This is a genomic window from Collinsella aerofaciens, assembly GCF_015548375.1.
GTDB classification, from domain to species: domain Bacteria; phylum Actinomycetota; class Coriobacteriia; order Coriobacteriales; family Coriobacteriaceae; genus Collinsella; species Collinsella aerofaciens_AB.
Genome location: NZ_JADMWW010000004.1, coordinates 58,120 through 84,855 on the forward strand (window position 1 = coordinate 58,120; position 26,736 = coordinate 84,855).

The 26,736-nt window shown below is 61.4% G+C and carries 23 protein-coding genes; 15 read left to right on the forward strand and 8 right to left on the reverse strand.

Features of this window, described 5'->3' with window-relative positions:
• Positions 1 to 27: 27 nt before the first annotated feature.
• Genes I1969_RS03025 through I1969_RS03035 form a run of 3 tightly spaced genes read right to left on the reverse strand, consistent with a single transcriptional unit; the run spans position 28 to position 2,638 of the window.
• Positions 28 to 1,323, reverse strand: coding sequence for a sensor histidine kinase (locus I1969_RS03025; protein WP_195232720.1), 1,296 nt, complete (start codon positions 1,321 to 1,323; stop codon positions 28 to 30).
• A complete protein-coding gene (locus I1969_RS03030; protein ID WP_195232729.1) occupies positions 1,307 to 2,077 on the reverse strand; it encodes a response regulator transcription factor in 771 nt (256 codons plus the stop codon). Before I1969_RS03030 ends, I1969_RS03025 begins: the two co-directional genes overlap by 17 nt.
• An 18-nt stretch (positions 2,078 to 2,095) precedes the next feature.
• Entirely contained in the window at positions 2,096 to 2,638 is a 543-nt protein-coding gene (locus I1969_RS03035) for a UBA domain-containing protein (protein ID WP_022093856.1), read from the reverse strand.
• A gap of 554 nt (positions 2,639 to 3,192) precedes the next feature.
• On the opposite strand from I1969_RS03035, the gene I1969_RS03040 reads away from it, so the two are divergent.
• Positions 3,193 to 3,432, forward strand: coding sequence for a hypothetical protein (locus I1969_RS03040; protein WP_195232731.1), 240 nt, complete (start codon positions 3,193 to 3,195; stop codon positions 3,430 to 3,432).
• 85 nt (positions 3,433 to 3,517) lie between these two features.
• On the forward strand, positions 3,518 to 4,243 hold the full coding sequence (locus I1969_RS03045) for a metallophosphoesterase (protein ID WP_195232733.1): 726 nt from the start codon (positions 3,518 to 3,520) through the stop codon (positions 4,241 to 4,243).
• A gap of 15 nt (positions 4,244 to 4,258) precedes the next feature.
• Here I1969_RS03045 and gluQRS read toward each other — a convergent pair whose 3' ends face one another.
• A complete protein-coding gene (gene gluQRS, locus I1969_RS03050) occupies positions 4,259 to 5,242 on the reverse strand; it encodes a tRNA glutamyl-Q(34) synthetase GluQRS (protein ID WP_195232735.1) in 984 nt (327 codons plus the stop codon).
• A gap of 550 nt (positions 5,243 to 5,792) precedes the next feature.
• Between gluQRS and I1969_RS03055 the strand changes: the two genes are divergently transcribed.
• Entirely contained in the window at positions 5,793 to 7,739 is a 1,947-nt protein-coding gene (locus tag I1969_RS03055) for a DUF2207 domain-containing protein (protein WP_195232737.1), read from the forward strand.
• A gap of 138 nt (positions 7,740 to 7,877) precedes the next feature.
• Here I1969_RS03055 and I1969_RS03060 read toward each other — a convergent pair whose 3' ends face one another.
• Positions 7,878 to 8,519, reverse strand: coding sequence for a GNAT family N-acetyltransferase (locus I1969_RS03060; protein ID WP_195232739.1), 642 nt, complete (start codon positions 8,517 to 8,519; stop codon positions 7,878 to 7,880).
• Positions 8,520 to 8,794: 275 nt separating this feature from the next.
• Between I1969_RS03060 and purH the strand changes: the two genes are divergently transcribed.
• The 4 genes from purH (at position 8,795) to I1969_RS03080 (ending at position 13,284) form a co-directional block, all read left to right on the forward strand.
• Positions 8,795 to 10,402, forward strand: a complete 1,608-nt coding sequence (gene purH / locus I1969_RS03065; RefSeq protein ID WP_195232742.1) for a bifunctional phosphoribosylaminoimidazolecarboxamide formyltransferase/IMP cyclohydrolase — start codon at positions 8,795 to 8,797, stop codon at positions 10,400 to 10,402.
• 275 nt (positions 10,403 to 10,677) lie between these two features.
• On the forward strand, positions 10,678 to 11,385 hold the full coding sequence (locus I1969_RS03070; protein ID WP_229028220.1) for a hypothetical protein: 708 nt from the start codon (positions 10,678 to 10,680) through the stop codon (positions 11,383 to 11,385).
• A 174-nt stretch (positions 11,386 to 11,559) separates the two neighbouring features.
• Positions 11,560 to 12,231 (forward strand): response regulator transcription factor, encoded by a 672-nt coding sequence (locus tag I1969_RS03075; RefSeq protein ID WP_161144555.1) that lies wholly within the window; start codon positions 11,560 to 11,562, stop codon positions 12,229 to 12,231.
• Between the two features lie 9 nt (positions 12,232 to 12,240).
• Positions 12,241 to 13,284: a sensor histidine kinase gene (locus I1969_RS03080; protein ID WP_195232746.1), complete on the forward strand. Its 1,044-nt coding sequence runs from the start codon at positions 12,241 to 12,243 to the stop codon at positions 13,282 to 13,284.
• A 200-nt stretch (positions 13,285 to 13,484) separates the two neighbouring features.
• Here the strand turns inward: I1969_RS03080 and I1969_RS03085 are convergent, their stop codons facing one another.
• Positions 13,485 to 13,922 (reverse strand): universal stress protein, encoded by a 438-nt coding sequence (locus tag I1969_RS03085; RefSeq protein ID WP_055285548.1) that lies wholly within the window; start codon positions 13,920 to 13,922, stop codon positions 13,485 to 13,487.
• A gap of 248 nt (positions 13,923 to 14,170) precedes the next feature.
• Here I1969_RS03085 and I1969_RS03090 point away from each other — a divergent pair, with 248 nt between their 5' ends.
• Positions 14,171 to 15,151, forward strand: a complete 981-nt coding sequence (locus I1969_RS03090) for an undecaprenyl-diphosphate phosphatase (protein ID WP_195232748.1) — start codon at positions 14,171 to 14,173, stop codon at positions 15,149 to 15,151.
• Positions 15,152 to 15,507: 356 nt separating this feature from the next.
• The gene (locus I1969_RS03095; protein ID WP_195232750.1) at positions 15,508 to 18,408 is read left to right on the forward strand and encodes an ATP-dependent helicase; all 2,901 of its coding nucleotides are present in this window, start codon (positions 15,508 to 15,510) and stop codon (positions 18,406 to 18,408) included.
• A 281-nt stretch (positions 18,409 to 18,689) separates the two neighbouring features.
• Here the strand turns inward: I1969_RS03095 and manA are convergent, their stop codons facing one another.
• A complete protein-coding gene (gene manA, locus I1969_RS03100; protein ID WP_411161026.1) occupies positions 18,690 to 19,622 on the reverse strand; it encodes a mannose-6-phosphate isomerase, class I in 933 nt (310 codons plus the stop codon).
• A 74-nt stretch (positions 19,623 to 19,696) separates the two neighbouring features.
• Complete coding sequence (locus I1969_RS03105) at positions 19,697 to 20,416, reverse strand: GntR family transcriptional regulator (protein WP_195232753.1); 720 nt, start codon at positions 20,414 to 20,416, stop codon at positions 19,697 to 19,699.
• 303 nt (positions 20,417 to 20,719) lie between these two features.
• Between I1969_RS03105 and I1969_RS03110 the strand changes: the two genes are divergently transcribed.
• From I1969_RS03110 to I1969_RS03135, 6 genes are all read left to right on the forward strand, one after another.
• A complete protein-coding gene (locus tag I1969_RS03110; protein WP_195232754.1) occupies positions 20,720 to 22,120 on the forward strand; it encodes a glycoside hydrolase family 1 protein in 1,401 nt (466 codons plus the stop codon).
• A 120-nt stretch (positions 22,121 to 22,240) separates the two neighbouring features.
• On the forward strand, positions 22,241 to 23,584 hold the full coding sequence (locus I1969_RS03115) for a PTS sugar transporter subunit IIC (protein ID WP_118226878.1): 1,344 nt from the start codon (positions 22,241 to 22,243) through the stop codon (positions 23,582 to 23,584).
• Positions 23,585 to 23,745: 161 nt separating this feature from the next.
• Entirely contained in the window at positions 23,746 to 24,048 is a 303-nt protein-coding gene (locus I1969_RS03120) for a PTS sugar transporter subunit IIB (protein WP_055285538.1), read from the forward strand.
• 9 nt (positions 24,049 to 24,057) lie between these two features.
• Positions 24,058 to 24,390, forward strand: coding sequence for a PTS lactose/cellobiose transporter subunit IIA (locus tag I1969_RS03125; RefSeq protein ID WP_199411192.1), 333 nt, complete (start codon positions 24,058 to 24,060; stop codon positions 24,388 to 24,390).
• 241 nt (positions 24,391 to 24,631) lie between these two features.
• Complete coding sequence (locus I1969_RS03130; RefSeq protein ID WP_229028221.1) at positions 24,632 to 25,585, forward strand: ROK family protein; 954 nt, start codon at positions 24,632 to 24,634, stop codon at positions 25,583 to 25,585.
• 165 nt (positions 25,586 to 25,750) lie between these two features.
• Positions 25,751 to 26,674, forward strand: a complete 924-nt coding sequence (locus I1969_RS03135; RefSeq protein WP_195232756.1) for a manganese-dependent inorganic pyrophosphatase — start codon at positions 25,751 to 25,753, stop codon at positions 26,672 to 26,674.
• The last annotated feature ends 62 nt before the right edge of the window (positions 26,675 to 26,736 follow it).

Consider the following 26,736-nt stretch of genomic DNA (forward strand, 5'->3'; position numbering starts at 1 on the left):
ATCCCTTTATTTATGCCGAGGGGCTTCCTAGCGCGGCAGGCGAATCGTAAAGCGGCTGCCGACGCCCTCGACTGAGGTCACGCCAATGACGCCGCCATGGCTATCGACGATCCACTTGGCAATGGCAAGCCCCAGACCCGAGCCCTGTGCGCCGGCATCGCGTGCATTGTCGGCGCGGTAGAACCGTTCAAACGCGTGAGCTGCGGATTCCTGGTTCATGCCGATGCCCTCGTCCTCAACGCTTATGTCGATCGTGCCCGCGCCCGCATCCGGCGCTACGCCAAATGTGACGGTCGTTCCCGCATCCGAGTACTTGGCGGCGTTTTGCACGATCACGCGCAGAGCCTGCTTCACGAGCGCCACGTCGACGGGCGCGTCGCAGCGCGGGTCGCTGACAAGCGCAGCGTCAAAGGCCAGCCGATACGTGTGCTCGGTATCGATCATCTGCGATTCCTCGCATACCTCGTCGACCAGTGCGGCAAGGTTGGTATTTGCGCGCCGCAGGACCGTGCGCCCGGCATCGCCGCGTGCCAAAAACAGCAGCTGCTCCACGAGCTCTTGCATGTGCTCGCTTTCGGCCTTGAGGGACGCGATAGATTCTGCCAGCACGTCCGGGTCGTCTTTGCCCCAGCGATCGAGCATGTTTACGTAGCCCTGAATCACCGCGATGGGCGTGCGCAGCTCGTGGCTCGCATCGTTGACAAAGCGCATTTGCTGCAGTTTGGCCTCTTGCATCTGGCGCAGTAGGCGGTTGAGTGCAACCTCGATGCTTGCCAGGTCGGCGTCGCCGGTAGTGACGCTCGGCGAGTCGACGCTTGCGCGCTCGATGGCCTGCTCCAGTGTTTCCATCTTGCCGCCGGAGAGCTGCATACGGCCGAGCTCGTCCACGCGCAAGGCCAGGTCGTTGAGCGGTGCCATGGTGCGGCGCACGCGACGGGCGCCGCCGAGCATGTCGAGCACGCTGATGACCTGCCAACCCACAACGACAAGGTAGAGAGGCCATAGCGCGACGAGGTCCTGCGCGAGGGGGAAAGTCTTGGTGGTACGCGCAAGCTCGACGGTATAGGTGAGCGTTGCCAGGTCCCAGCCGCGCGCAGGCGCCAGCGACATGCCGTGAACGGCGACGCCGGGGATCCATCCTGCGGTAAACGCGCCGTCGGGCAGCATCTGGTTGTATCCATAGACGAGGATCGCCGCCGCAATCACCATCAGCAGCAGATCGAGCCAGACGTAGCTCATCAAGCGGCGCCACATATAGCTCCAGTTGATGGCGCGGGCGATGGATGTGACGCGCTTGGCCTCGGCGTTACGCGCGGCAGACATAGCCCACCCCACGCACGGTCTGGATGATGCGGGCGCCGCCGGCGTCCTCGATCTTGGCGCGCAAGTGCGCGATGTGCACGTCGACGTTGTTGGTGTCGCCCACGTATTCGTAGCCCAGCGCCTCGTGCGCGATGCGCTCGCGCGTGAGCACGGTGCCGGCGTGCGCCATAAGCAGGGCGAGGACGTCGAACTCGCGGGCAGTGAGCGCGATGGGCGAGCCGCCGACCGTGACTTCGCGGCGGTCGGGATCGAGCGCGACCGAACTCACGGTGAGCGCGGCGGGGGAGGGCGAGGCGGATGCCTGGGTCGAGTCGCCAGCCGGGGGTATCGCAGCGGCGCCCGTAGCGCCCGTCCCGGCCCCAACGCCGCCAACGCCCGAAGCCGCCCGCACGGCCTCCGAGCGCTTCAACGCCACGCGGATCCGTGCGAACAGCTCCTCAATCGCAAACGGCTTGGTCAGGTAATCGTCGGCGCCGGCATCGAGCCCGGCCACCTTGTCCATCACGGCATCGCGCGCGGTGACCATGATCACCGGTACATCCTTGTGCTTGCGGACGCGTCGCAGCACCTCCATGCCGTTGAGCTGCGGCAACAGCACATCGAGCAGAATCAGATCGTAGTTGCGCTCCAGCGCCAGGTCCACGGCGGTGCGGCCGTCGGCGGCGTGCTCCACCTGGTAGCCCTCGTGCTCCAGCTCGAGCGTCACAAAGCGGGCGATTTTCTCCTCGTCCTCTACGATCAGGATCCGTGCCATGCGTGCCCCCGTCTGCGATTACTTGTCGTCGTTGAGATTTTGCTTGATGTCGTCCGCGGCATCGGCGGCGTGATTCATAAGGTTGTTGATGCTGCCGGGCACGTCGCCGTCGCTATCGATGCGGTAGCGCATGCCAAAGAACAGGCCAATCAGCATCAGCCAAATCGTAGCGCCCCAGGCAAACAGCGCGACGATGGGGATCAGGATGGGAATGTTGAGGATGATCGCGTCGCGGCGCGTGGCGATAAACTTGGTGTCCAGGCTCAGGCGGAAGAGCTTTTTGAGGTACTCCCACACGCTGTCCATCTTCTTGGAGAAGTCGGTCTTTTCGCTCGACTTTTCGTAGGCGGCCTGCGCGGCGACCATCTCGGCTGAGGGCTCATCGACTGGCGCGGACTCGGTGGCGGCGTGCGCCGACGTGGTCTGGGTCTTGCCCTGCGACTCGAGCCAAATGATGGCATCCAAGACGTTGCCGTCGGCGGCGTCGAGCGCGGCCTTGGCATCGGTGTAGCTCACGTTGCACTTGGTGCGGATGGTTTCAACTTTTTCGAGGTCGTCCATGACCTGTTCCTTTCGTTCGATGGGCGCGACGCCGGGCGATCTGCCCGGGCGCGAGCGTTGCGTTCGGCGGCCTGCGTGACGCCGCCCCGCCCTTGGTCGAACTCTATAGTGCAGGTTATAGATTAAGCGATTCTTGAGCCAAGATTAATGTTGGATGAGTTTTTGCGCGGCGGTGGGGAAGGGGGAGGTGTCTTTCTGGATAGCTAGCAGCGAGGTCTAATACTTTTCCCGAGAAGTGAACGAGCTAAAACGGACCCCCGAAGCATCGACACTTTAAAGGTGCCGTTTCCCGCGGTTTCAATGCTGAAATCCCACGATTTTGCCGCCGAAAAATGCGGCTGTTTCAGGGGTCCAAAAACAGCCGTTCACTTCTCGGGAAAAGTATTAGACCTCGACAGCGGGGGATGGGGTGCCGGTGCAAAACGGCGTCAAGGGTTGGTCGAGCAGGCGGTTTCTCCATTGATGTCTGCACGGCATGTGACACTTACTCTGCCGCTTCGTTCTGCCACGGCGGCATGCATCTGAACAACGACCCTCTAAGGAGTTCGATATCGATGGGTGACAACGCAAAGCATCTCGCAAAGAAGTGCGTTAAGGACGCAGGACCGTGCCTTGCGCTGTGCGTAGCCGGCGCAGCGGTCGCGCTGCTGGCTGTTCTGGGGCCGTTCGACGTGCTCCGAAGTGCCAGCTCTCTGCACATTTGCATGGCCCTTGCCGGTGCCATGATGACCGGCGGTGTGCTAGATTTGATTTTTTGGGTGCTCGACCCGTTTGGATGGAAGAACGAGGGGTAAGCCCTAAGGGATGGAAGGACTGGAACGGTTGGCTTAGTGATCGTGCAGAATGTGGGCTAGCGACTTACAGGGAAGTGGTGATCCGGTGACAGTCTATGTGACGGGCGATATTCACGGCGGCGTCGACATGCAAAAGCTGCGCGATTGGGAGCTTGGGGATAGCCTGACGAGCGACGACTATCTGATTGTCGCGGGCGACTTTGGCTTTCCGTGGGATTTCTCTGCCGAGGAATGCGCCGATATCGCTTGGCTGGAGTCGCGCCCCTATACGTTGCTGTTCGTCGACGGCAACCACGAACGTTTCGATCACTGGGCGGAGCGTCCCATGGAACTGTGGCACGGCGGTCTGACGCAGCGCCTGTCGGATACCTCTCCCATACGGCGCCTGACGCGTGGCGAGGTTTTTGAGCTCGACGGCTCAACGATCTTTACCACGGGCGGCGCCACGAGCGTGGATAAGGAATACCGCATTCCGTATTCCAGCTGGTGGCCGCAGGAGCTGCCGGACGAGCGCAACTTTGAGGAAGCGCGGGCAAAGCTCGAGAGCATGGGCTGGAAGGTCGACTACGTGATCACCCACACCTGCTCTACGCGCATGCTTTCGCCCACGCTTTATCCGGCACCCGGCTGGAATTGTCCCGGCGTTGACCGACTCACGGCATTTTTCGATGAGCTGGAAGACCGCTTGGATTACAAGCGCTGGTATTACGGGCATTTCCATCGGGATGCTAACCCGGCCGAGCGCCATACCGTGCTCTACGACTGCATCGTTCGCCTGGGCGACGAACTCCAACCCTGGGACGTTGCGTAGGGGCGGGGTGGCTGGCTACTCGACCGTTACAGTGATGTTCTCCCGATGCGCACGGATAACATCCCAGCTAAAGTGCTCGACCAGCTGCTCGGCAGAACGCGGCGTGGTGTCCGGTGCGATGCCCGTTTGCCCGGCGAGCCAGCCCAGCAGTGCCTCGGGTGTGCCAAAGCGGGTACGGAGCTCGCCCAGGTCTAGGTCGCGGTCGCGCTTGGAAAGGCGGCGGCCGTCCGGTGACATGAGCAGCGGAATATGTGCGTAGTGCGGTGTGGGCAGTCCCAGCAGATGCTGCAGGTAGATCTGGCGCGGCGTGGAGCCCAGCAGGTCGCATCCGCGCACGACCTCGGTGACGCCCATGGCAGCGTCGTCGACTACCACGGCTAGCTGGTAGGCAAAAACGCCGTCGCTGCGGCGCACCAAAAAGTCGCCGCACTCGGTGGCGAGTGCCTCGCATTGGGCTCCGTACGTGCGGTCAACGAATTCGATCACGTCGTCTGCGAGGTCGTCGACGGTGGGCACGCGCAGGCGTGTGGCCGGGGCGCGCAGGGCGCTGCGGCGGGCAACCTCCTCGGCAGAAAGGCCTCGGCAGGCGCCGCGGTAGATGGGCGTGCCGTCGCTGGTGTGCGGCGCGCTCGCGGCGTGGAGCTCGGCGCGCGTGCAAAAGCAGGGATAGGTGAGGCCGGCGTCTTGTAGCCGGTGCAGGGCGTCCTCGTACAAGTCCAGGCGATCGTGCTGGTAGTAGGGGCCTTCGTCCCACTCAAGCCCCAGCCAAGCTAGGTCGTCAATCAATTGGGCGGCAAGTTCCGGGCGCTTGCAGCGATCGTCCAGGTCCTCGATGCGCAATACGATGCTGCCGCCCTGGCTGCGGGCCGAAAGCCACGCACACAGGCAACTGAACACGTTGCCCAGGTGCATGCGGCCCGAGGGCGACGGGGCAAAGCGGCCCACGACGGGCGCGAGGGCGGGGGCGAGCTTGCTGTTGGACGCCGTCGACGTGGCCACGGCGTGTGTTGCTATGTTGCATGCGTTGATATCCATGCGGACGAGTATAGCGCGGGGTGAGGTGGGGGGCGTCGTCGATGCTCGCGAGTTGCCGAGGCTGCGTGTTGTGCGCGGCGGGCACCGACTCAACACCTCGATTACCGCCCCAAGCTCAGCCCCTTCAACCCCTCAAACGACAGAAACCCCGGCAGCTCTTCGCAACTGCCGGGGTTTCCGCGGAAAAGGGGGACATGATCCTCAAGCGAACGGCAAAGGGGCAAACCGTTTTCGCTCAACTGCTTTATGCCCCTTGCTCGCGGACTCAATCAGTGCGCGTCGCGGCAACACAAAGCCGCTACACCTGTGACGGAGCTATGAAGTGGTATCTATTGCCGGAGCGGGCTATGCCAAGGAGTGTCCCAGATTGCCGGCAGATAAGGAACGTCCCCATGTGCCGGCCGCGGGCGTGACTTTCGTCCCGTTTGATACTCCGCTGGCCTAGATGTTCGTCATGTGCGCCCGTAAACGTGGGACAATGGCGTTGCTGGTATCACAGACAAAGGATGTGCCTATGAACGCCCCCGTTGCCAAAACCTGTCGGCAGCGCCGCCTGTTTGCGCGATTTGCTTCCGTCTGCGCACTCGTCGCGCTTGCATTGCTGCTACTGCCCGCCGCCGCACACGCCGACGGTTATTCCATGACCCAAACCTACATCAGTGCCACGGTCGAGGCCGATGGATCGCTGACCGTTGTCGAGGGGCGCCAGTTTGAATTCGATGACGACATCAACGGCGTGTTTTGGGAGATTAATACGGGTACCAACCAGCAGGGTGGCACGGCGGGCGTCGATGTGCTGAGTGTCGAGGAAGGGGACACCGCGTTTAACAAAGTCGATAGCGCGAACAAGGGCGACTCTGGCGTCTATACGATCGAGCAGGCCGGTGACGGCGTAAGGATTAAGGTGTTCAGCCCTCACGAGAGCGGTGACAGTGCAATCTATTACGTGAGCTACACCATGACCGGTGCGGTTATGAACTGGGCCGATACCGCCGAGCTCTACTGGAAGTTCGTGGGTGACGGCTGGTCGGCGGATTCCGACGATGTCGAGATGGAAGTGTACTTCGCAAATGCCGCTGCCGGGACGGCGGCCGTCAAGGGCGATAACTTCCGCGCATGGGGCCACGGCCCGCTGACGGGCGATGTATCGCTCGATGCGGACGAACCCATGGTCACCTATACCATTCCCTGCGTGCATCAGGGCGAATTCGCCGAGGCACGCATCGCCTTCCCCGGCGACTGGGTGCCGCAGCTTGCCGCTTCGGGCGAAGAGCGCATGTCAACGATCCTGAGCGAAGAGAAGGAATGGGCCGACGAAGCTAACGCCCGCCGCGCTCACGCTCGCATGATTGCCAATGCACTTGCCGTGCTAAGTGTTGTTGCGGCGGTGGCCTTTACCGGCACAATCGTTATGCTCAAGCTGCGCAAGCGCAAGCCCAAGCCGCTTTTCCAGGACGAATATTTCCGCGATGTGCCCTCGGCCGACCATCCCGCCGTGCTTTCGGCCCTCATGAGCTGGAACGAGGTGCCCGATCAGGCATATATCGCCACACTGATGAAGCTGACCGACGACCGCGTGATCAAGCTGGAAGAAGCGACCGAGACCAAGAAGAAGGGTCTGCTCCGTCGCGAAAAAGAGGAGCAGACGTATCGCATCACAGTGACCGACGAGGCCTGGAAGGCTGCCAAGAAGGACGGCATCGATCGCGATGTGCTCAAGGTCTTCTTCGCCGGCGTTAAGCCCGATAAGGACGGAGTCCGTTCGCGCACGTTTAGTGAGCTGGAGGAGTACGCTAGCGAGCGTACCACATCTGTTGGCGACAAGCTCGAGGACTATCAGAGCACAGTTAAGGGCAAGCTGGAAGCGCGCGAGCTTATAGCATCGGATGGCACTATCGCGATGGTGGCCGGCCTGGTTCTCGGCATCATCATTGTCTTTGGCATTCTGGGCTCTCTGTTCTATACCGACTTTGCGGACGCCAACGTCGGTGCCGCTATGATCTCGATCCCCGTCACGATCGTGGGCTTTGTCCTGAGCTGCACCTTCCGCCGTTACACGCCGGAGGGCGCCGAAGTGGCGGCTCGCTGCAAGGCGCTTAAGCATTGGCTCGAGGACTTTACGCGCCTGAAGGAGGCCATCCCCAGCGATCTGATTCTGTGGAACAAGCTGCTGGTGATGGGCGTTGCCCTGGGCGTTTCGAAAGAAGTGCTGCGACAGCTGGCCGAGGCCGTGCCTGCGGACCTGCGCAACAGCGACGATTTCTACGACAACTACCCCTGCTACTGGTGGTATTACCATCACTACGGCAACGAGTCTCCGCTCGATTCGTTCAATGATGTGTATCACGAGACCATCCGCGAGCTGGCTTCGAGTTCCGATAGCTCGAGCGGCGGCGGTGGCGGTGGCTTTTCCGGTGGCGGCGGTGGCGGCGTCGGCGGAGGAGGCGGCGGAACGTTCTAGTGCGCTCTGATTTTTGGGATGGATCTTCTCCGGCGACTGCCGACGGATCCATCCCATTTTTATGCGCTACCTACGAAGGCTGTCCCCAACGACTAATCACTGGGAACGTTCCTAAATGACTAGGTATGGCTGCCAGGTTTAGGCTGTTAGGTCGAGTTCGTAGAGGAAGCTTTCGCGCGGCATGTCGTGACGGCGCTCTTCGCGGTTGGCGCGGTGCGTGGCCGTGCGCTTAAAGCCGTGCAGCTCGTAGAACTTCCACGAGCAGTTGGAGTCGGTGTACAGGTGTGCGCTGGTCGCCCCGCGCGAGGAAAGATACGAGACCGCGGCATCGAGCAAAACCGAGCCAACGCCCAGGCCATGGACGTCGCGATCCACGGCAAGCAGCGTTACCTCGTTGTCGTGCGGTAACGGGCTGCTCTCGAGCAGGCGGTTGTTGGTTCGGATGGTTGCGCGCACAAACGAGAGATACTCGGCGCACGCATCGGGCTCCAGCTCGCGCATCTGCGACAGCAGTGCACGCTCAGTATCCATCCAATGTTCGTTGATAGTGACGCCGGAGCTCTGTCCTGCGCGTGCAAGCGCAATGCCGCGCGCCTGACCGTCGATTACGGCAACCTGTGAAAACGTCGATGAAGAAAGGCAGTAGGCAAGATCGCACGCGGCTTCGAGGCGGTTGTACTCATCGTTATCCGAGTTGTTGTGCCAAAGCTGCTGCAAGATCAGCGCGATGGCGTCGAAATCTTCGGTATCAAACGGTCGGTAGAGAACCCGCGAGACCATGGTGCCTCTTTCTATTGCGGATGCATATCGAGCACAGTTCTACCACGCCGTTGGCATCTAATTATGGTGCCGCTGTGTTCCATGAACTCACCGCGCCCGGTGCCACGCCCATACCCCCGCTCGAAGCTTTTTCTGCACAGCCGTGCGTTGCGGGGTGCATCGTCGCGCTCGATGCGCTACATTGAATCAGTATTTTCAATGCCGCTGCGCGAGCGCTGCAGATCGACGTATCACCGACTCACAGAGCACGGCGGCGTACCAGACAGGAGGACTGCATGGGATCTGATGTGAAGATCGCACGCGCGTTGATCTCGGTTACCGATAAGACGGGCGTCGTCGATTTCGCACGGACGCTGGTTGACGACTTTGGCGTCGAGATCATCTCTACGGGCGGCACGGCTCGTGCCATCGAGGACGCGGGCGTTCCCGTAACCCCCATCGAGGAGTTCACGGGCTATCCCGAGATGATGGACGGCCGCGTCAAGACGCTGCACCCCAAGGTCCACGGCGCGCTGCTGGCCCGCCGCGATTCCGAGCAGCACATGCAGGAGGCCGCTCAGCACGGCATTAAGCTGATCGACCTGGTCGTCGTCAACCTGTACGAGTTCGAGAAGACCGTCGCCAACCCCGAGGTCACCTTCGCGGATGCCATCGAGCACATCGACATCGGTGGCCCCTCCATGCTGCGCTCTGCCGCTAAGAACGCCGCGAGCGTTACCGTCATTTCCGACCCGGCCGACTACGACGCCGTCCTGGCCGAGATGCGCGAGACCGGTGGCTGTACCACGCTCTCCACCCGTCGTCGCCTGCAGGTGAAGGTCTACCAGACCACCGCCGCCTACGACACGGCTATCTCCCGTTGGCTTGCTGCCCAGGCAAGCGACGTGGCGGACACCTCTGCCAAGCTCGAGATCTCGCTGGAGAAGGTCGACGACCTGCGCTATGGCGAGAATCCTCAGCAGAAGGCTACGGTCTACCGCTTTGCCGAGGGCTGCGAGAACACCGCGAGCTCGCAGTTCCCGCTCGTGGGCTCCGAGCAGATCCAGGGCAAGCCGCTCAGCTACAACAACTATCTGGACGCCGACGCCGCTTGGAACCTGGTCCGCGAGTTCGACGAGCCGGCCTGCGTGATCCTCAAGCACCAGAACCCCTGCGGCTCTGCCGTTGCCGAGGACATCACGGCCGCCTACGACCGCGCCTTCGCCTGCGATCCCAAGAGCGCCTTTGGCGGCATCATCGCCTGCAACCGCGAGGTTCCCTTTGATCTGGTTGAGCACTTCGCCGATCAGAACAAGCAGTTCGTCGAGGTCATCATCGCCCCGAGCTACACCGCCGAGGCACTCGAGCGCATGGCTAAGCGCCCCAACCTGCGCGTGCTGGCTACCGGCGGCGTGGACCACGGCGCCCAGGTGGAGCTGCGCTCCGTCGACGGCGGCATGCTGGTGCAGGAAGTCGACCACGTGACCGAGGATCCCGCGACCTTTACATTCCCTACCGACCGCAAGCCCACCGACGCCGAGATGGCCGAGCTCGAGTTTGCCTGGAAGGTCTGCAAGGGCGTTAAGTCCAACGCCATCCTGGTCTCCAAGGGCAAGGCCGGCGTTGGCATGGGCCCGGGTCAGCCCAACCGCGTGGATTCTGCGCTGCTGGCCTGCGAACGTGCCGAAGACTTCTGCGAGCGCGAGGGTGTGGAGAAGGGCGGCTTTGCCTGCGCAAGCGACGCGTTCTTCCCGTTCCGCGACAACGTCGACGTGCTTGCCGCGCACGGCGTGACCTGCATCATCCAGCCCGGCGGCTCCAAGCGCGACGACGAGAGCATTCAGGCCTGCAACGAGCATGGCATTGCGATGGTCTTCACGGGTGCTAGGCATTTCCGCCATTAAGTAGGGAAGCGGCGCTGCGGCTTGCCCAGCTACCGCACCTTGCCGTTCATTCGTCGCTCGCGTACCCAAGTACGCGTCGCTCCTCTTTCACGGCAATCTGCGGCATCTGGGCAACCCTCGCCGACCTGTTGGGTTGACTGAGGAGAATGGGATGTTATCTCGTCCCTTGGACTGGCCTCGCTCCTAAAATAATCTCCGCAAAAGACGGCTGCTCCGTTTGGAGGGCCGTCTTTTTGGTATAAGAGGACGGAATGACTAACACGAAAGGTACAACCATGCCCCAGATTGATGATGACGAGCTGTTTGGCAATACCGAGGATCAGCGTGCGTACGAGGACTTTTGCGCCAATCAGGAGGCGGTCGAGAAGTTCACGCTCGACAAGCCCGCGCTCATCTGCCGTTGGCGCATGTCCAACAAAAAGGTGCCCACGCTCAACCGTCACATCCGCGCGCTGTCCGAGCGTCTGGTGCAGGGCGAGCCACTTACCCATAACATGCTCAGTTGGGCCAAGCAGCACGTTGAGTGGTCACTTGCCGAGGGCGACTACACCGCCCGCGACGGCGTGCTCATGCTGGTGATCGACGTTAACGGCAACGCCGCCATGACGGTGGGCGAGTACGAGCCGCTGGCCGACACGTCGGCCAAGGCGCTGCGTGCCCGTTCTGCCGAGGCTCGCTCCGAAGCCGACGAGACCGGCGTGGCGCCCGAGCTGCTCGCCGCCGTCAACAACGGCGAGCTTGCCTTTGTGGCGCCGGCGGACGAGTGCCTGTGCGGCACGGCAACGCTCATCGAACAGTTGGCCCAGACCAAGGGCATCCCAGTCACGCGCGTAGACATTCCCGCGCAGCTCAAGGGTGCCTTGTTCCTGGTGAGCGACGAGCACGGCGTGGTCCCCGCAACCGAGACGGACGCCGCGGAGGCCGACGCCGCCACGGTCGCCTTCTTTGCCGACGGCTACGAAAAGCTCCGTGCCCGCCGCTAAATGATGTTTCTGGGACGGGGATTAAAAACTCATTTAATTCCCGTGGCCGTTGCGAGCGAGGGGCAAGCCCCTGCCGCTCGCGAACAGTTCTGTCACCTTGGTGACGCGCAAGGCGCGCACCTGCGGCTCCGCAGCCATAATGGTGGCAAGACAACCAAGGGGGGAGCGGAATCCATGGCGCTGATCTATATCGTTGAGGACGACGAGCCCATTCGTCGCGAGCTTGCCGATATCCTTGCCCGTGCGGGTTTTGAGGTCGAGGCATGCGAATCATTCGAGCACGTTTCGCGCGATATTCTCGCCGCCGCGCCCGACCTGGTGCTGCTCGACCTCACGCTTCCCGTTAAGGACGGCCAGCATATCTGCCACGAGGTTCGCCGCGAATCCGAGGTTCCCATCATCGTCCTCACGTCGCGCACGACCGAGATCGACGAGGTCATGGCCATGACGCTCGGCGCGGACGACTTTGTTCCCAAGCCCTACGGCGCCCGTGTGCTCGTGGCGCGCATCAATGCCTTGCTGCGTCGCACCGCGGCGGCAGGCGAGCGCAGCACGCTCGTCCACAAGGGGCTGGAGCTCGACCTCGCCCGCTCCATGGTCACCAATACGGCAACCGGCGACAGTACCGAGCTCACCAAAAACGAGCTGCGTATCCTCTCGCTGCTCTTGGGTCGCGCGGGCAAGATCGTCTCGCGTCCGGCCATCATGCAGGACCTGTGGGACTCCGATGCCTTCGTGGACGACAATACACTCACCGTCAACATCAACCGCCTGCGCACCACGCTCGAAAAAATCGGCATCAAGGGGTATTTGACGACGCACCGCGGCCAGGGCTATTCGGTCTAGGGGCCGGCTATGTCGTTTGCCAAGTTCTTTAAAGACGCGCTGCTTCCCGTCGCCGTGTGGACGTGCGGCGTGCTGCTGAGCTGCTTTGTGCTGACGGTCGCCGGCGCACCCGTTTCTAACGTGGCCGTGGCGGTCGGCGTGTCCTTTATCTTCGGTATGCTCGGCATCGTGATCGAGTACGCGCGTCGTCGTCGTTTTCTGCGCCAGCTGGAGCGTGCGGCAGAGGAGCTCGAGAGTCCCGCATGGGTGCAGGAGATGGTGCAATGCCCGACCTATGCCGAGGGCGAGCTCGAGTACGAGGTCTTGCGCCGGGTGGGCAAAGCTGCCTGCGACGAGGTTGCCGAAGGCCGGCGTCAGACCGATGACTATCGCGACTATATCGAGAGTTGGGTCCACGAGGCCAAGTTGCCCCTGGCGGCGGCTCACCTGATTTTGGAAAACCTGGACGGCAGCGAAGACGACCTGTCGCGCGTGGACGACCTGGGCCGTGAGTTGGCTCGCGTGGAGCGCTATATCGACCAGGCGCTGTACTATGCGCGCTCGGAAGTCGTGGAGCGTGACTACCTGATTCGCCGCTGGGATCTCAAGACCTTGGTGACGGGCGCGATCAAGGCCAATGCGCGTGAGCTCATCGCGGCACACGTGGCGCCGGTGTGCGAGAACCTCGACTTTGAGGTCTTTACCGACGAGAAGTGGCTCGAGTTTATTCTGGGCCAGCTCATTCAGAACAGCATTAAATATGCGCGTGAGGACGGCGCAAAGATCGTGTTTTCGGGCGCGTTGCTGGACGAGGGCCTGGCAAGCGAGCGCATCGAGCTTACCGTCGCGGACAACGGCTGCGGCGTGTGTGCGGCAGACCTGCCGCGCGTGTTCGAGAAGGGTTTTACCGGCGACAACGGCCGCACCACCAAGCGCGCAACGGGCATCGGCCTCTACCTGGTGGCACGTCTGTGCTCCAAGATGGGCATCGACGTCACCGCATCGTCCGAGCCCAGCGAAGGCTTCGTCGTCACATTCGCCTTCTCAACCAACAAGTTCCAATATCTCGAGTAGCGCACACGGCAGACGTCCGCCCAAACAAAACGTGCCGCCCCAACCGGGGCGGCACGCCATCTTTTATCAGCCAACTCGCTGAAGTACGGTGACGAAGGCGCAAGGCCGGGAGGGGTTATCTAAGCCGACATCCCGCAGCCGCGAAGCGGCGAGGACGTCGGCGTGATAACCCCGCAGGCCTTGCGCCGGCGGGAAGGAACCTACTTCACGACCAAAATGTCGCAGTCCGTATTGCGCAGCAGGAACGTCGAAATCGAGCCCAGAAGCGCGTACTTAATTGAGGACAGGCCGCGGGCGCCGCAGAGCACCAGATCGGGCTTGACCACGTCGAGCATCTCATCCTTGAGCGTCTCACGAATGCGGCCGGTGCGAATCATGACCTCGACCTCGGGAATGTCGGGATTGGCCTTGGCCTCCTCGAGTTGCTTGGCGATGGAGTTGTTAAAGGCCTCCTCCAAGCCGTTGACCAGGTCGACCGGATAGGAACCGGCGCTCTCGAGCGCGGTGGAGTCGATAACGTGGCCGATGATCAGCTTAGCGCCGTTGTTCGCGGCGACCTTGATGGCGCGTGCGAGCACAAAATCCTGCTGCTCAGTACCGTCGAGTGAAACAAATACCTTGGTATAGCCCTCGTTCATGGTTTCCTCCTTGGTCTATCGCACGGGCGCGGGGCTCGTGCGTCGGGCGGGCGCGGGCGCGTTGGCCGCCGGACACTTTATCTTGTTGCAGTTATACCCAAGGATTTCGGTTTGACCGCTCGCAATTCTGTGAACGGGCGAGTTTTTTGGTAAGGGTAGGCGCAGGCGCGCCGCCAACGGTTGATAATGGGACATCGCCCGCACCGTCCGCAGAACAATATCGGCGGGTGTCTAACGAGGGGGTCCCTTTGGATATCATCGAGCTTCTAAAATCTGCCTTCATGGGCCTGGTCGAGGGCGTCACCGAATGGCTGCCTGTTTCGTCGACCGGTCACATGATCTTGGTGGACGAGTTCGTCAAGATGAACGTGAGCGAGACGTTCTGGAATATGTTCCTGGTCGTGATTCAGCTTGGCGCCATTTTGGCCGTCTGCGTCCTGTTCTTCTACGACCTTAACCCGTTCTCGCCCAGCAAGGGCAAGGAGGGCCGTCGCGACACCTGGGTGCTGTGGGGCAAGATTGTGCTCGGCTGCATTCCCGCCGCGGCGATCGGCCTGCCGCTCAACGACTGGATGGAGGAGCATTTCTACAATGCTCCCGTCGTGGCGCTGGCGCTCATTGTGTACGGCGTACTGTTTATCGTGATTGAGAACTGGCGCGCGAGCAAGCGCGACCAGGCCGCTCTTGCCGGTTCGTTTGGTTCTCGTGCTGTGGTGTCGGGTGGACGTCCCGCCGGTGCGCACTTTGCGGCGCCCGCCGCGGCTACCGCCGAGGATGAGGGCGATGACGATAGCCTGGACTTTGGCTCCATCGCTACGCTCGAGGATCTGAGCTGGAAGACCGCGCTGGGTATCGGTTGCTTCCAGGTGCTTTCGCTGATTCCGGGCACATCGCGCTCCGGTTCTACCATCATCGGCGGCCTGCTTTTGGGCTGCACGCGTTCGGTGGCGTCCAAGTTTACGTTCTTCCTGGCCATCCCTGTCATGTTTGGCGCGAGTGCGCTCAAGCTGGTCAAGTACTTCATCAAGGGCGGCACGTTCGGCGCCAACGAGGTCGCTATCCTGGGCGTGGGCTGCGTTGTGGCCTTTGTGGTTTCGCTCATCGCCATCAAGTGGCTCATGGGCTTCGTCCGCCGTCACGACTTTAAGTGCTTCGGTGTTTACCGCATCATCCTGGGCATCGTAGTGCTCGCATACTTCTTCGTTCTGGAGCCGATGCTCGGCCTCTAGCTTAGTCGACGCAGCGCGGCGGCCAGGGCGACAACTTATCATTCAAAGAGGGTGGCATGACCAAAAGGTCTATGCCGCCCTCTTTTCATGCCAATTTGTTCGCCCTGGCCGCCGCTCGCTACCGTTGCCGTGACATCGGTGGCTCCGTGATTGGTGCATTGGGGTCAGGTTACTTTGCACCAGCTTGGTGCAGACAAACCTGACACCTTTGCACCAAACCCGCTGGGGCGGGCCTGACGATCGCGCACGGAGTCGTGGTGTGATTTGCGTCGGTGTCCGCGCGGCTCGGTATACTGGTACGGCTCAAACTATGGCGCTGCCCGCAGGCGCGCCGTCCGTCAGATGAGGAGTCGCCCATGACCCAGCCCCTGCCCTGGGAAAAGAACACTGCCGCACCCGTGCCATCCGCGCCGGAACCCGTGCCGCTCGATGCGTACACCGCCCCCGCCGCGCCGGAACCCGAGCTCGTTCCGCTCGACATCTACGACGCCCCGGCTCCGGCGCCCAAGCCCGCCAAGCCGCTCGTCGATATCGATAGCCTGAACCCCGCCCAGCGCGAGGCGGTCCTGACCACCGAGGGCCCGCTGCTGGTCCTTGCCGGTGCTGGCTCGGGCAAGACCCGCGTTCTGACCTTCCGCATCGCGCATATGCTTGGCGACCTGGGCGTTAAGCCCTGGCAGGTCCTAGCCATCACGTTTACCAACAAGGCCGCGGCCGAGATGCGCGAGCGTCTGGCGGCGCTCATTCCCAGCGGTACCCGCGGCATGTGGGTGTGCACCTTCCACGCTATGTGCGTGCGCATGCTGCGCGAGGACGCCGACCTGCTGGGATACACCGGGCAGTTCACCATCTACGATGACGATGACTCAAAGCGCATGGTGCGCGACATTATGCAGGCGCTCGGCATAGAGCAAAAGCAGTTCCCCATCAACATGATCCGCAGCAAGATCAGCTCGGCCAAAAACGCCATGATCGGCCCCGAGGACATGCTCAAATCCGCCGACAGCCCCAACGACAAAAAGGCCGCGCAGGTCTACCTAGAGCTGGAACGCCGCCTGCGTGCCGCCAACGCGATGGACTTCGACGACCTGCTCGTGCGCACGCTCGAGCTGCTGCGCACCCGCCCCGAGGTGCTCGACAAGTACCAAGAGCGCTTCCGCTACATTAGCGTCGACGAGTATCAGGACACCAACCACGTCCAGTACGAGATCGCCAACCTGCTGGCCGCCAAGTACCAAAACCTCATGGTCGTGGGCGACGACGATCAGTCCATTTATAGCTGGCGTGGCGCCGACATCACCAATATCCTGGACTTTGAGAAGGACTTTAAAGACTGCAAGACCGTCAAGCTGGAGCAGAACTATCGCTCTACGGGCCATATCCTGAGCGCCGCCAACGCCGTGGTGCGTCACAACTCGCAGCGCAAGGACAAGCGCCTGTTTACGGCCGAGGGCGATGGCGAGAAGATCCAGGCCTTCCAGGCGAGCGATGAGCGCGACGAGGGCCGCTGGATTGCTGGCGAGATCGAGAAGCTGCACGCCAAGGGCACGAGTTACGACGACATCGCCGTGTTCTACCGCACCAACGCCCAGTCGCGCATTCTCGAAGATATGTTCCTGCGCGCGGGCGTGCCCTACAAGATCGTGGGCGGCACGCGATTCTTCGACCGTGCCGAGATCCGCGACGTTATGGCATATCTCAAGATGATCGTGAACCCGGCCGACGAGATGAGCGTCAAGCGCGTCATCAATACGCCGCGCCGCGGTATCGGCTCCACCTCGATCCAAAAGATTGAGCAGCTGGCGCGCGACAACCGTTGCTCGTTCTTCCAGGCCTGTGAGATCGCGTGCGCCGAGACCGGCATGTTTAGCGCCAAGGTCCGCAATGGCCTGTCGGGCTTTGTGTCGCTGGTGCGCGAAGGTCGCCGCATGGACGGCGAGCTCAAGGACGTTGTCGAGATGATCGTCGATAAAACGGGCCTTCTGCAGGCCTTCCGCGCCGAGGGCACCATGGAGTCCGAGAGCCGCGCCGAGAACATCCAGGAATTCTTGGGCGTTGCTGCCGAATTTGAAGAGACGCACGAGGATATCGAGGGTACGCTCGAGAGCTTGGAAGAGCTGCGCGCGGCTGGCGTTGCCGATGTACCGGCCGGCGCCGAGTCCGAGCCCGTCGTGGTGAGCGCGCCTGCGCCCGAACCGGGGCCGTCTGCCCCGGCATCCTCGTTTGAGGCGCTCGTTGGCGCGCGTGATGCCGCGGGTTCCAATCCGCTCGATAGCCTGGCGGCCCCGGCGCTTTCTCCGCAGGATGCCCTGGCCGCCGCCATCGCGGGCAACGCGTATGCCGCGCCGACGGAGTTGCCGGCGGGCGCCGTGCATGCCGACGAGATCGAGCGCACCTACGGTCCGCTCACCTGCAAGGCGCTGCCGGCACTCATGGAGTGGCTGGCCCTGCGCTCCGACTTGGATTCCCTGGCCGGCGAGACGCATGCCATCACCATGATGACCATCCACTCCGCCAAGGGCCTGGAGTTCCCCGCGGTGTTCGTGGCCGGCATGGAGGAGGGCATCTTCCCGCACGTGCACGACTTTGGCGGCAGCGATGACCCGGGCAAGCTCGAGGAGGAGCGTCGCCTGGCCTACGTTGCCATCACGCGTGCCCGTAAGCGACTGTTCTTGACCTATGCGGCCACACGTCGCACCTACGGTTCGACCTCTGCCAACCCGCGCTCGCGCTTCCTCAACGAGATTCCGTTTGAGGATATCGAGTTTAGCGGTATCGGCTCTGCCGGTTTTGAGGGCACGGGCTGGGAGAAGCGCGGCGACCGTCACGGCACCTTTGGCTCGGGCATGGGCTCGGACATGTATGGCGGCAAGGTGTTTGGCTCGCATACGCGCTCGACCGGCGGTTCCGGTTCGCGCGGCGGATCGAGCTTTGACGATTTCTTTGGCGGCAGCAGCTACGGGACCGAGCGCCATCGTGGGGTTTCGCCCGATGCCGGCCGTGTTGCCTCGACCTTTGGCTCGGGCGCGCCGCGAGCCAAAAAGCCCTCGTCCAAGGTGTCCCCGACGGTGGAGCGCAAGGTCGATCGCGCCAGCGCATCGCAGGACTTTGCCGCGGGCGATACCGTGAGCCACAAGACCTTTGGCACGGGTACCGTGATCTCGGTCGCTGGAGACATGATCGAGGTCCAATTCGAAAAGACCGGCCAGACCAAAAAGCTAATGAAGGGCTTTGCACCGATCGTCAAGCTGTCGTAATCCCGGCGGACCTGGGCGGGCGTATGGGGCAACATCGCCTGCTCGGGCAGTCCTGCGCAAGACGGAGGCCACATTAAGTGGCCTCCTTTGCGTGCGGAACTCGCGATCGATGTTGCCCCATACGCCCGCCCAGGTCCTTGGGTAACGTTGCTTGCGAACGTTGCTTTGCTCGTTCGCTTTTTGATCTGGAGAGCCGGGTGGGCTGATAAATAGATACGAGTAGGGGCTCTCCCGTACATGGACGGGGGAGCCCCTTGTTGTGTTTGGGTTGTTGTTGCGATCTAGAGGTGGCTGATAATCAGTTCCATATTGCCCTCGAGCTCGATCTTGTCCACGGTGCTCGGAGCTAGCAGGTGGCTTCCCTTGTGGACGGGGTCGCCGCAGACGGTGCCTTCGCCGTCGATGACCGACAGGCACATGAAGGGCCAGCGCTGGTCGATGGTTTTGCTGCCGTCGACGCGCACGCGATCGACGGTGTAGCAGGGGTTGGACTCGAGCTCGGTCACGCCGTCCACCTCGGGCGCGGTCACCGTGCCGTCGGTCGGAGCCTGAGCATCAAAGTCGATGCAGTCGAGGCTCTGCTCAATGTGCAGTGGGCGCAGCTTGCCGTCGGTGCCGGGACGGTCGTAGTCGTACAGGCGATACGTCACGTCGCTCGACTGCTGCGTCTCCAAAATGAGCGTGCCGGTCTTGATGGCGTGCACGGTACCGGAATCAATCTGGAAAAAGTCGCCCTTGTGGATCGGCAGTACGTTGAGCATGTCGTCCCAGCGGCCGTCCTCGATCATCTGCGCGGCCTCGGCGCGGTCGTGCGCGCGCTGGCCGACAATGATCGTGGCACCGGGCTCGCAGTCCAGCACATACCAGCACTCGGTTTTGCCCAGGCTGCCGTTCTCGTGCTCGGCAGCGTACTCGTCGTTGGGATGAATCTGGATCGAAAGGTCGTCCTTGGCGTCCAGAATCTTAATGAGCAGCGGGAACTCCTTGCCCTCGCAGTTGCCAAAGAGCTCGCGATGCTCGGCCCACAGCCACGACAGCGTGTGGCCGGCATACGGGCCCTCCGCAATCTGGCAGTCGCCGTTGGGGTGGGCCGAGATGGCCCAGCACTCACCGATGGGGCCATCGGGAATGTCGTAGCCAAATACGGTTTCGAGCTGGCGGCCGCCCCAGATCTTCTCGTGGAAGATCGGCGTCAGCTTAATCAAATCGGACATGTTCATACCCCCATTGTGTTGCGCGGGCGCTGCGTAAAACTGTTCAAAGCGAGCGCCCGGATGACTACAAAAACCTATGCCAACGTTACGTTGTGCAACTCAAAGCGGTCGCCAACGTTGCGCGAGACCGAATACTCAAAGGCCGCGCCGCTGTCCAAAAAGCCAATCTGGGTGAGCTCGAGCAGGGGAGAGCCAGGCTTGGTGTCCAAGCGCTCGGCTTCTTCCTCGGTTGCTGCCACGGCGCGAATGGTACGGTGGAAGCTCGAAATCTTCAGCCCACATTGCTCGCGGATGAAGTGGTAGACCGATCCGTACAGGTCCTTCTTTTTAAGGCCTGGAATCAGCTCGAGGGGCATGTAGGTGTACTCGATAACGATGGGCTTCTCATCGGCCTGACGCACGCGCACGATGTGATAGGCAAAGTCATCCTCGGCAATTCCCAGCTGGGCTGCGATGTCCGCTGGTGGATTAACAATCGAGAAATCGTAGACCACCGAGGTCACCTTCTCCCCGCGGTGCTCATACGAAAAGCCCTGGGCACGGTCGTTTTTGCCCTGGAAAAACGCCTGACCGGGATGTCCCGCCGTGTCCTTAACGTAGGTACCCGATCCGCGTCGGCTGGTAATAAGACCTTCCTCGGTGATTTGCTCGATAGCTCGTTTGACGGTGATTTTGGAAACGCTATAGAGCTCGCAGAACTCAACGACGGTGGGAAGCTTGTCGCCCGGTTTAAGAGTGCCATCCTCGATACTTCGACGAATATCTGCAGCTATCGCCTCGTATTTGGGAATCATTGAACCTCCTTTCCGACATATATCAATACGCAAGTAAGTATAACCCTTAACAAGGCACCCATATAACCTTTATCTAAGAAGCTCGAGAAAGAAAAAAGAAAAAGACGCTTTACTTTTAGAATTAGAGCGCTATAGTTTAAGCAACGAACGGAATCTTTCCGCAGAACAGGATCGACCGTTTGGGGACGGTTTTGTTTTGGCGGGTTGGATATCGGTATGACCGGTGCGCGCCCGCGCCGGATAACCTGCCAAAGCAAACCCGTCTCCAACCGGAAGCTCTAGAACACGAAAGCGAGGACTTTGATGGCACAGTATCAGCTGCCCAACGACTTCTTCTTTGGCGCTGCTATGTCCGGCCCGCAGACTGAGGGTCAGTGGAACCAGGGCGGCAAGCTCGAGAACCTGTGGGACACCTGGTCCATCCAGGATCTGGGCTCGTTCTACAACTGCGTTGGCTCTTACGCCGGCAATGACTTTATGGCCAAGTACCAGGAAGACCTTCGCATTTTGAAGGACTTGGGCCTGGATACCTATCGCACTTCCATCCAGTGGAGCCGTCTGCTCGATGCCGACGGCAACCTCAACGAGGAAGGCGCCGCGTGGTATCACGAGTTGTTCCGCGCCTCTCGCGAAGCCGGCCTGGAGCCGTTTGTCAACTTGTACCACTTTGACATGCCCACCTACCTTTTTAACCGTGGCGGCTGGGAGAGCCGTGAGGTTGTCGAGGCTTACGCACATTACGCCGACGTCGCCTTCCACGAGTTTGGCCAGGAGATCAAGTACTGGTTCACCTTTAACGAGCCCATCGTCGAGCCCGAGCAGCGCTATCAGGAGGGCGTGTGGTTCCCGCAGCTCCACGACTTTAGCCGCGCTCGCACCGTGCAGTATCACATCTCGCTGGCACATGCGCTGGCCGTGGCCAACTACCGTCGCGCCTATGACGAGGGCGCCGTTCGCAGCGATGCCAAGATCGGCATGATCAACTGCTTTACCCCGGTCTACACCAAGGAGAACCCCAGCGAGGCGGACCTCGAGGCCGTGCGTATGACCAGCGGCATCAACAACCGCTGGTGGCTCGACCTCATTACCAAGGGCGAGCTTCCCGCCGACGTGCTCGACAGCCTGGTCGAGGGCGGCGTTAAGCTTCCGTTCCGTGCCGGCGACCAAGAGATTCTTAAGCAGGGTGTTGTCGACTGGCTCGGTTGCAACTACTACCACCCCACGCGCGTTCAGGCGCCGGCGAGCAAGATCGACCAGTACGGTCTGCCGCACTTTGCCGACGAGTACGTGTGGCCCGACGCCGTTATGAACGAGAGCCGCGGCTGGGAGATCTACCCGCAGGGCCTCTACGACTTTGGCATGGACTGCGCTAAGAACTACCCCGATCTTGAGTGGTTCGTTTCCGAGAACGGCATCGGCATCATGGACGAATACAAGAACCGAGACGCCGAAGGAACCATCCAGGATGACTACCGCGTCGACTTTGTACGCCAGCACCTGGAGTGGGTTGCCAAGGCAATTGCCGAGGGCGCCAAGTGCCGTGGATACCATTATTGGGCCGTCATCGATAACTGGTCTTGGGCGAATGCCTTTAAGAACCGTTACGGTTTTGTCGAGGTCGACCTTATGGACGGCTACAAGCGCCGCCTTAAGAAGTCGGCAGCTTGGCTCAAGCAGGTCGCCACGACTCACGTGGTTGATTAGCGAACGGGCGAACGCCCAGACCGCGCGCCGCTGCGCGCAACACATGGCACATCTGGTGGCAGAGGGCGACAGACCACCGTGCGCATAGGAAAAGGCCGGATTTGAAAGTTAGGAGCAATCATGGCCAGTGACAACGGAAAGAGCTTCCTCGACAAGTTTGCCGAGGTCTCTGCGAAGGTGGGAAACCAGGTTCACCTGCGTTCCCTGCGTGACGCCTTCGCGACCATCACGCCGCTCTATATCCTTGCGGGTATCGCGGTTCTTATTAACAACGTCGTGTTCCCTCTGTTCCCGCTCGATGCGGCGGGCCTTGCCAACCTTCAGACGTGGGGTTCGGCAATTACGCTGGGCACCCTCAACGTCTCTGCCATTATCTTGGCCGGATTGATTGGCTACAGCCTCGCTAAGAACAAGCGTTTCGATAACCCGCTCGCTTGCGTGGTCGTCGCTATCTCTGCTTTCGTCATCATGATGCCGCAGCAGATCACCGCCTCGCTTGCCGCCACGAGCCCGCTGCTCACCGACAAGATCACCTCCGCCGAGGTCACGGGCGCCCTTTCGACTGCCAACACCGGCACCAACGGTCTGTTCTCGGCTATTATCATCGCCCTGCTTTCCGTCTCGCTCTTCATCAAGATTTCTGGCGTCGAGAAGCTCAAGGTTAAGCTGGGCGAGGGCGTGCCTCCCGCGGTCTCCAACTCCTTCAACGTCATGATCCCGATGCTGCTCAACCTCGCGATCTTCGCTCTTGCCGCAGCCCTGCTCGCCGTGTGCGCCGGCACCGATCTGTGCACCATCATCTCCACGTGCATCTCCAACCCGCTCAAGAGCATCATGAACGCCGGTCCGTGGGCTGTTATCCTCATCTACACCCTTGCTAACCTGCTGTTCTGCGTCGGTATTCACCAGTCCACCATCTCTGGCGCTACCGTCGAGCCGATCCTGACCATGCTCATCGTCGACAACATGGCTACCTTTGCCGCCGGTGGCACCATCCAGCCCGATCACTACATGAACATGCAGATCGTTAACAGCTTTGCCCTCATCGGCGGCTCGGGCTGCACCCTCATGCTTCTGCTCGACACGCTCCTGTTCTCCAAGAACAAGGCTTCCGAGACCGTTTCCAAGATGGCTATCCTGCCTGGTCTGTTCAACATCAACGAGCCGGTTATCTACGGTTACCCCATCGTGTACAACCTGCCGCTCATGATTCCGTTTGTCCTCCTCCCCGATCTGTTCATCGGCATCACCTATGGCCTTACCTGCGCAGGCATCATCAGCCCCTGCATCGCCCAGGTGCCCTGGACCATGCCTCCCGTCATCAATGCCCTGCTCGCTACGGGCTTTGACTGGCGCGCCGGCGTGTGGCAGGCTCTCGAGATTGTCATTGGCATGGCCGTCTACCTGCCCTTTATGAAGATTTCCGAGAAGGCAATCGCCAAGCAGGAGGCTCTCGCCGAGTAGAACGCCTAACGTTCGTCCCTTTCACCTTTGCGGGCGCCGGTACGCGGTGCCGGTGCCCGCGGCTCTCTCCCTTGTGTAAAGATGCAGAGGGGTGGGCACAATAGCCGCAAGGAATACAACCAGTTGTCGTCTGCGCGCCGCGCAGTTATAAGGAGGAAACCATGAAGAAGATCATGCTCTGCTGCAATGCCGGTATGTCCACGAGCCTGCTGGTCCAGAAGATGCAGGCCGAGGTTGCAAACCGTGGTCTGGATATTGAGATCGAGGCTCGTCCCATGAACGAGGCCCACGATCACCTGGACGAGTGCGACATGTTGCTGCTTGGCCCGCAGATCGGCTACACCAAGGGTGACTTTGAGAAGGAGGCCGCTGGCCGCTTCCCGGTCGAGGTCATCAACATGGTCGACTACGGCCGCATGAACGCTGCCGGCATTATCGACCACTGCGTCAGCGTGATGGGATAGGTGCTCCGCATGGAGGATATGAACGAACTGCAGATGACCTGCTTTGAGATCATCAGCTACGTCGGTACCGCCAAGAGCATGTACATCAATGCCGTGCAAAAGGCCAAGGAGGGCGATTTTGACGCCGCCGAGGAGCTTATCAAGCAGGGCGACGAGGCCTATAACGGTGGCCACGATGTTCACATGGGGCTTCTGAAGAAGGAGGCCAACGGCGAGCGTAACGGCGAGGCCCCGTTGATTCTGCTGCATGCCGAAGACCAGATGGCCGGTACCGAGACCATGCGCGTCATGGCGACGGAGCTCATCGAAATCCACAAGCAGCTGCAGGCACTTAAGGCCTAGTCGGCGTTATCGCCGCGAAGGACCGTGCGGTCCAACAGACAACATAGTCCCTTTGACGGGCGCCGGGAGTCTCCGCCTCCCGGCGCCTTTATTTTTGGGGATGGTCTTGCGCGGCCTGTTGAGCAGCCATTTGCGTTTCCCCAGATAAAACCTGCCAAAACAAACCTGTCCCTTTTTGGTAGGTTTTTGCCTTGGGAGCGGTACCATACAGGCAATGTTTAAACGAGAAAGGTGGGCTCCCATGGAACCTAAGCAGTATTACATCGGCATCGACGTCGGCGGCACTTCGGTTAAGGAGGGCCTGTTCGACGAGGACGGTAACCTGCTGGCCAAGGCCAGTGTGCCTACGCCTCCCATCGTTGACGCTGCGGGCTTTGCCGCGGTGACCGAGGCTATCGACCAGGTGGTCGCCAAAGCCCAGATTCCGCGTGCCTTTGTGGCGGGCATTGGCCTGGCCGTTCCGTGCCCCATCCCGGCATCGGGCGATGCCAAGGTCAAGGCCAACATCGCCATTAACCTGCCCGAGCTGAGGATCGCCATTCAAAAGCACTGCCCCGACGCGGTCGTTAAGTACGAGAATGATGCCAACGCCGCTGCCATGGGCGAGGCCTGGCTCGGTTCTGCCAAGGGCGTGCAGAACGTCGTGATGGTCACCATCGGTACCGGCGTGGGTGGCGGCGTAATCGTCAACGGCGACGTGGTATCGGGCGTTGTGGGTGCTGGCGGTGAGATTGGCCACATGTGCCTGAACCCGGCTGAGGAGCGCACCTGCGGCTGTGGTGGCCATGGCCATCTGGAGCAGTATTCCAGCGCCACCGGCGTGGTGAGCAACTACCTTGCCGAGTGCAAGAAGGCGGGCGTCGAGCCCATTGAGCTCACCGGCCCCTCCGATTCCAAGGACGTGTTCCAGGCCTGCCGCGAGGGTGACAAGCTCGCGTTGGCAGCTGCCGATACCATGGCCGACTACCTCGGCCGCGCCCTGGCGCTTATTGCCAACGTGGTCGACCCCGAGATGTTCCTGATCGGCGGCGGTGCGTCCGCCTCGGCCGATGTCTACCTCGACGCAGTTCGCGAGCACTTCCAGCGCTACGCGCTTTCCGCCTCACGCGAGACGCCCATTAAGGTCGCTTCGCTCGGCAACGATGCCGGCATCATCGGTGCCGCCTACGTAGCCCTGCGCGCCGCCGGTAAATAGCTGGTACAAGGGGGTCAGGTTACTTTGCACCAACACGGTGCAAAAGGGATAGTCTTGGCCCCGTGCCTGCCCCAAAATATGCCGTGGCCCTTCCGTCTGCGAAGGCTCGGCATCGGCGTGCTACCATAGCTACGTCCAAGTACACATATCAAGTGGAGGATATCCATGGCAAACGTTCTTGTCTTTGGTCACCAGAACCCCGATAACGACGCCATCATGAGCGCCGTCGTCCTGTCCCAGCTGCTCAACCAAGTTGAGTATGCCGGCAACACCTACGAGGCCTGCGCCCTTGGTCAGCTTCCGGCAGAGTCCGCCAAGCTGCTCGCCGACGCCGGTATCGCCGAGCCTCGCGTGATCGAGTCCGTCGAGGCCGGTCAGCTCGTCGTCCTCACCGACCACAACGAGTCTGCCCAGTCTGTCGCCGGCCTTAAGGACGCCACGGTCTTTGGTGTTGTCGATCATCACCGCATCGGCGACTTCGAGACCGCCGGCCCGCTGCACTACATCTGCCTGCCCTGGGGCTCCAGCTGCACCATCGTCACCAAGCTCGCCGGCGTGCTCGGCGTTGAGCTTTCCGACGTCCAGGCCAAGCTGCTGCTCTCGGCTATGATGACCGATACGCTCATGCTCAAGAGCCCCACCACCACCGATGTCGACCGCGCCGTCGCCGCCAAGCTCGGCGAGCAGGTGGGCGTCGACCCGGTCAAGTTTGGCATGGAGGTCTTCCTTACCCGTCCGTCCGGCTCCTTCACCGCAGCCGAGATGGTCGGCAACGACATCAAGATGTTCGAGCCCGCCGGCAAGAAGCTGCTCATCGGCCAGTACGAGACTGTCGACAAGAGCCGCGCGCTCGGCATGATCGACGAGATTCGCGAGGCCATGCGCGCCTACGCCGCCGAGAAGGGTGCCGACGGCATCGTCCTGTGCATCACCGACATCATGGAGGAGGGCTCGCAGGTCCTGCTCGAGGGCGAGACCGAGGCCGCTCAGAAGGGCCTGGGCATTGCCGACGAGCACGACGGCGTCTGGATGCCGGGCGTCCTCTCCCGTAAGAAGCAGGTCGCTGCCCCCATCATGGCCTCCTGCTAGGTTTAGTTGACCAAACGCCACGACCGGATCGCGGACGCCCCGTGATCCGGTCGTTTTTTGTG

Bases quoted from the DNA above. Each gene is read 5' to 3' on its own strand.
- I1969_RS03110 (WP_195232754.1), top strand. From the start codon at position 20,720: ATGGCACAGTATCAGCTGCCCAACGACTTCTTCTTTGGCGCTGCTATG.
- I1969_RS03095 (WP_195232750.1), top strand. From the start codon at position 15,508: ATGACCCAGCCCCTGCCCTGGGAAAAGAACACTGCCGCACCCGTGCCA.
- I1969_RS03135 (WP_195232756.1), top strand. From the start codon at position 25,751: ATGGCAAACGTTCTTGTCTTTGGTCACCAGAACCCCGATAACGACGCC.
- purH (WP_195232742.1), top strand. From the start codon at position 8,795: ATGGGATCTGATGTGAAGATCGCACGCGCGTTGATCTCGGTTACCGAT.
- I1969_RS03080 (WP_195232746.1), top strand. From the start codon at position 12,241: ATGTCGTTTGCCAAGTTCTTTAAAGACGCGCTGCTTCCCGTCGCCGTG.
- I1969_RS03115 (WP_118226878.1), top strand. From the start codon at position 22,241: ATGGCCAGTGACAACGGAAAGAGCTTCCTCGACAAGTTTGCCGAGGTC.
- I1969_RS03085 (WP_055285548.1), bottom strand. From the start codon at position 13,922: ATGAACGAGGGCTATACCAAGGTATTTGTTTCACTCGACGGTACTGAG.
- I1969_RS03030 (WP_195232729.1), bottom strand. From the start codon at position 2,077: ATGGCACGGATCCTGATCGTAGAGGACGAGGAGAAAATCGCCCGCTTT.
- I1969_RS03060 (WP_195232739.1), bottom strand. From the start codon at position 8,519: ATGGTCTCGCGGGTTCTCTACCGACCGTTTGATACCGAAGATTTCGAC.
- I1969_RS03125 (WP_199411192.1), top strand. From the start codon at position 24,058: ATGGAGGATATGAACGAACTGCAGATGACCTGCTTTGAGATCATCAGC.
- I1969_RS03105 (WP_195232753.1), bottom strand. From the start codon at position 20,416: ATGATTCCCAAATACGAGGCGATAGCTGCAGATATTCGTCGAAGTATC.
- I1969_RS03035 (WP_022093856.1), bottom strand. From the start codon at position 2,638: ATGGACGACCTCGAAAAAGTTGAAACCATCCGCACCAAGTGCAACGTG.
- I1969_RS03130 (WP_229028221.1), top strand. From the start codon at position 24,632: ATGGAACCTAAGCAGTATTACATCGGCATCGACGTCGGCGGCACTTCG.
- manA (WP_411161026.1), bottom strand. From the start codon at position 19,622: ATGTCCGATTTGATTAAGCTGACGCCGATCTTCCACGAGAAGATCTGG.
- I1969_RS03055 (WP_195232737.1), top strand. From the start codon at position 5,793: ATGAACGCCCCCGTTGCCAAAACCTGTCGGCAGCGCCGCCTGTTTGCG.
- I1969_RS03075 (WP_161144555.1), top strand. From the start codon at position 11,560: ATGGCGCTGATCTATATCGTTGAGGACGACGAGCCCATTCGTCGCGAG.
- I1969_RS03040 (WP_195232731.1), top strand. From the start codon at position 3,193: ATGGGTGACAACGCAAAGCATCTCGCAAAGAAGTGCGTTAAGGACGCA.
- I1969_RS03025 (WP_195232720.1), bottom strand. From the start codon at position 1,323: ATGTCTGCCGCGCGTAACGCCGAGGCCAAGCGCGTCACATCCATCGCC.
- I1969_RS03070 (WP_229028220.1), top strand. From the start codon at position 10,678: ATGCCCCAGATTGATGATGACGAGCTGTTTGGCAATACCGAGGATCAG.
- I1969_RS03120 (WP_055285538.1), top strand. From the start codon at position 23,746: ATGAAGAAGATCATGCTCTGCTGCAATGCCGGTATGTCCACGAGCCTG.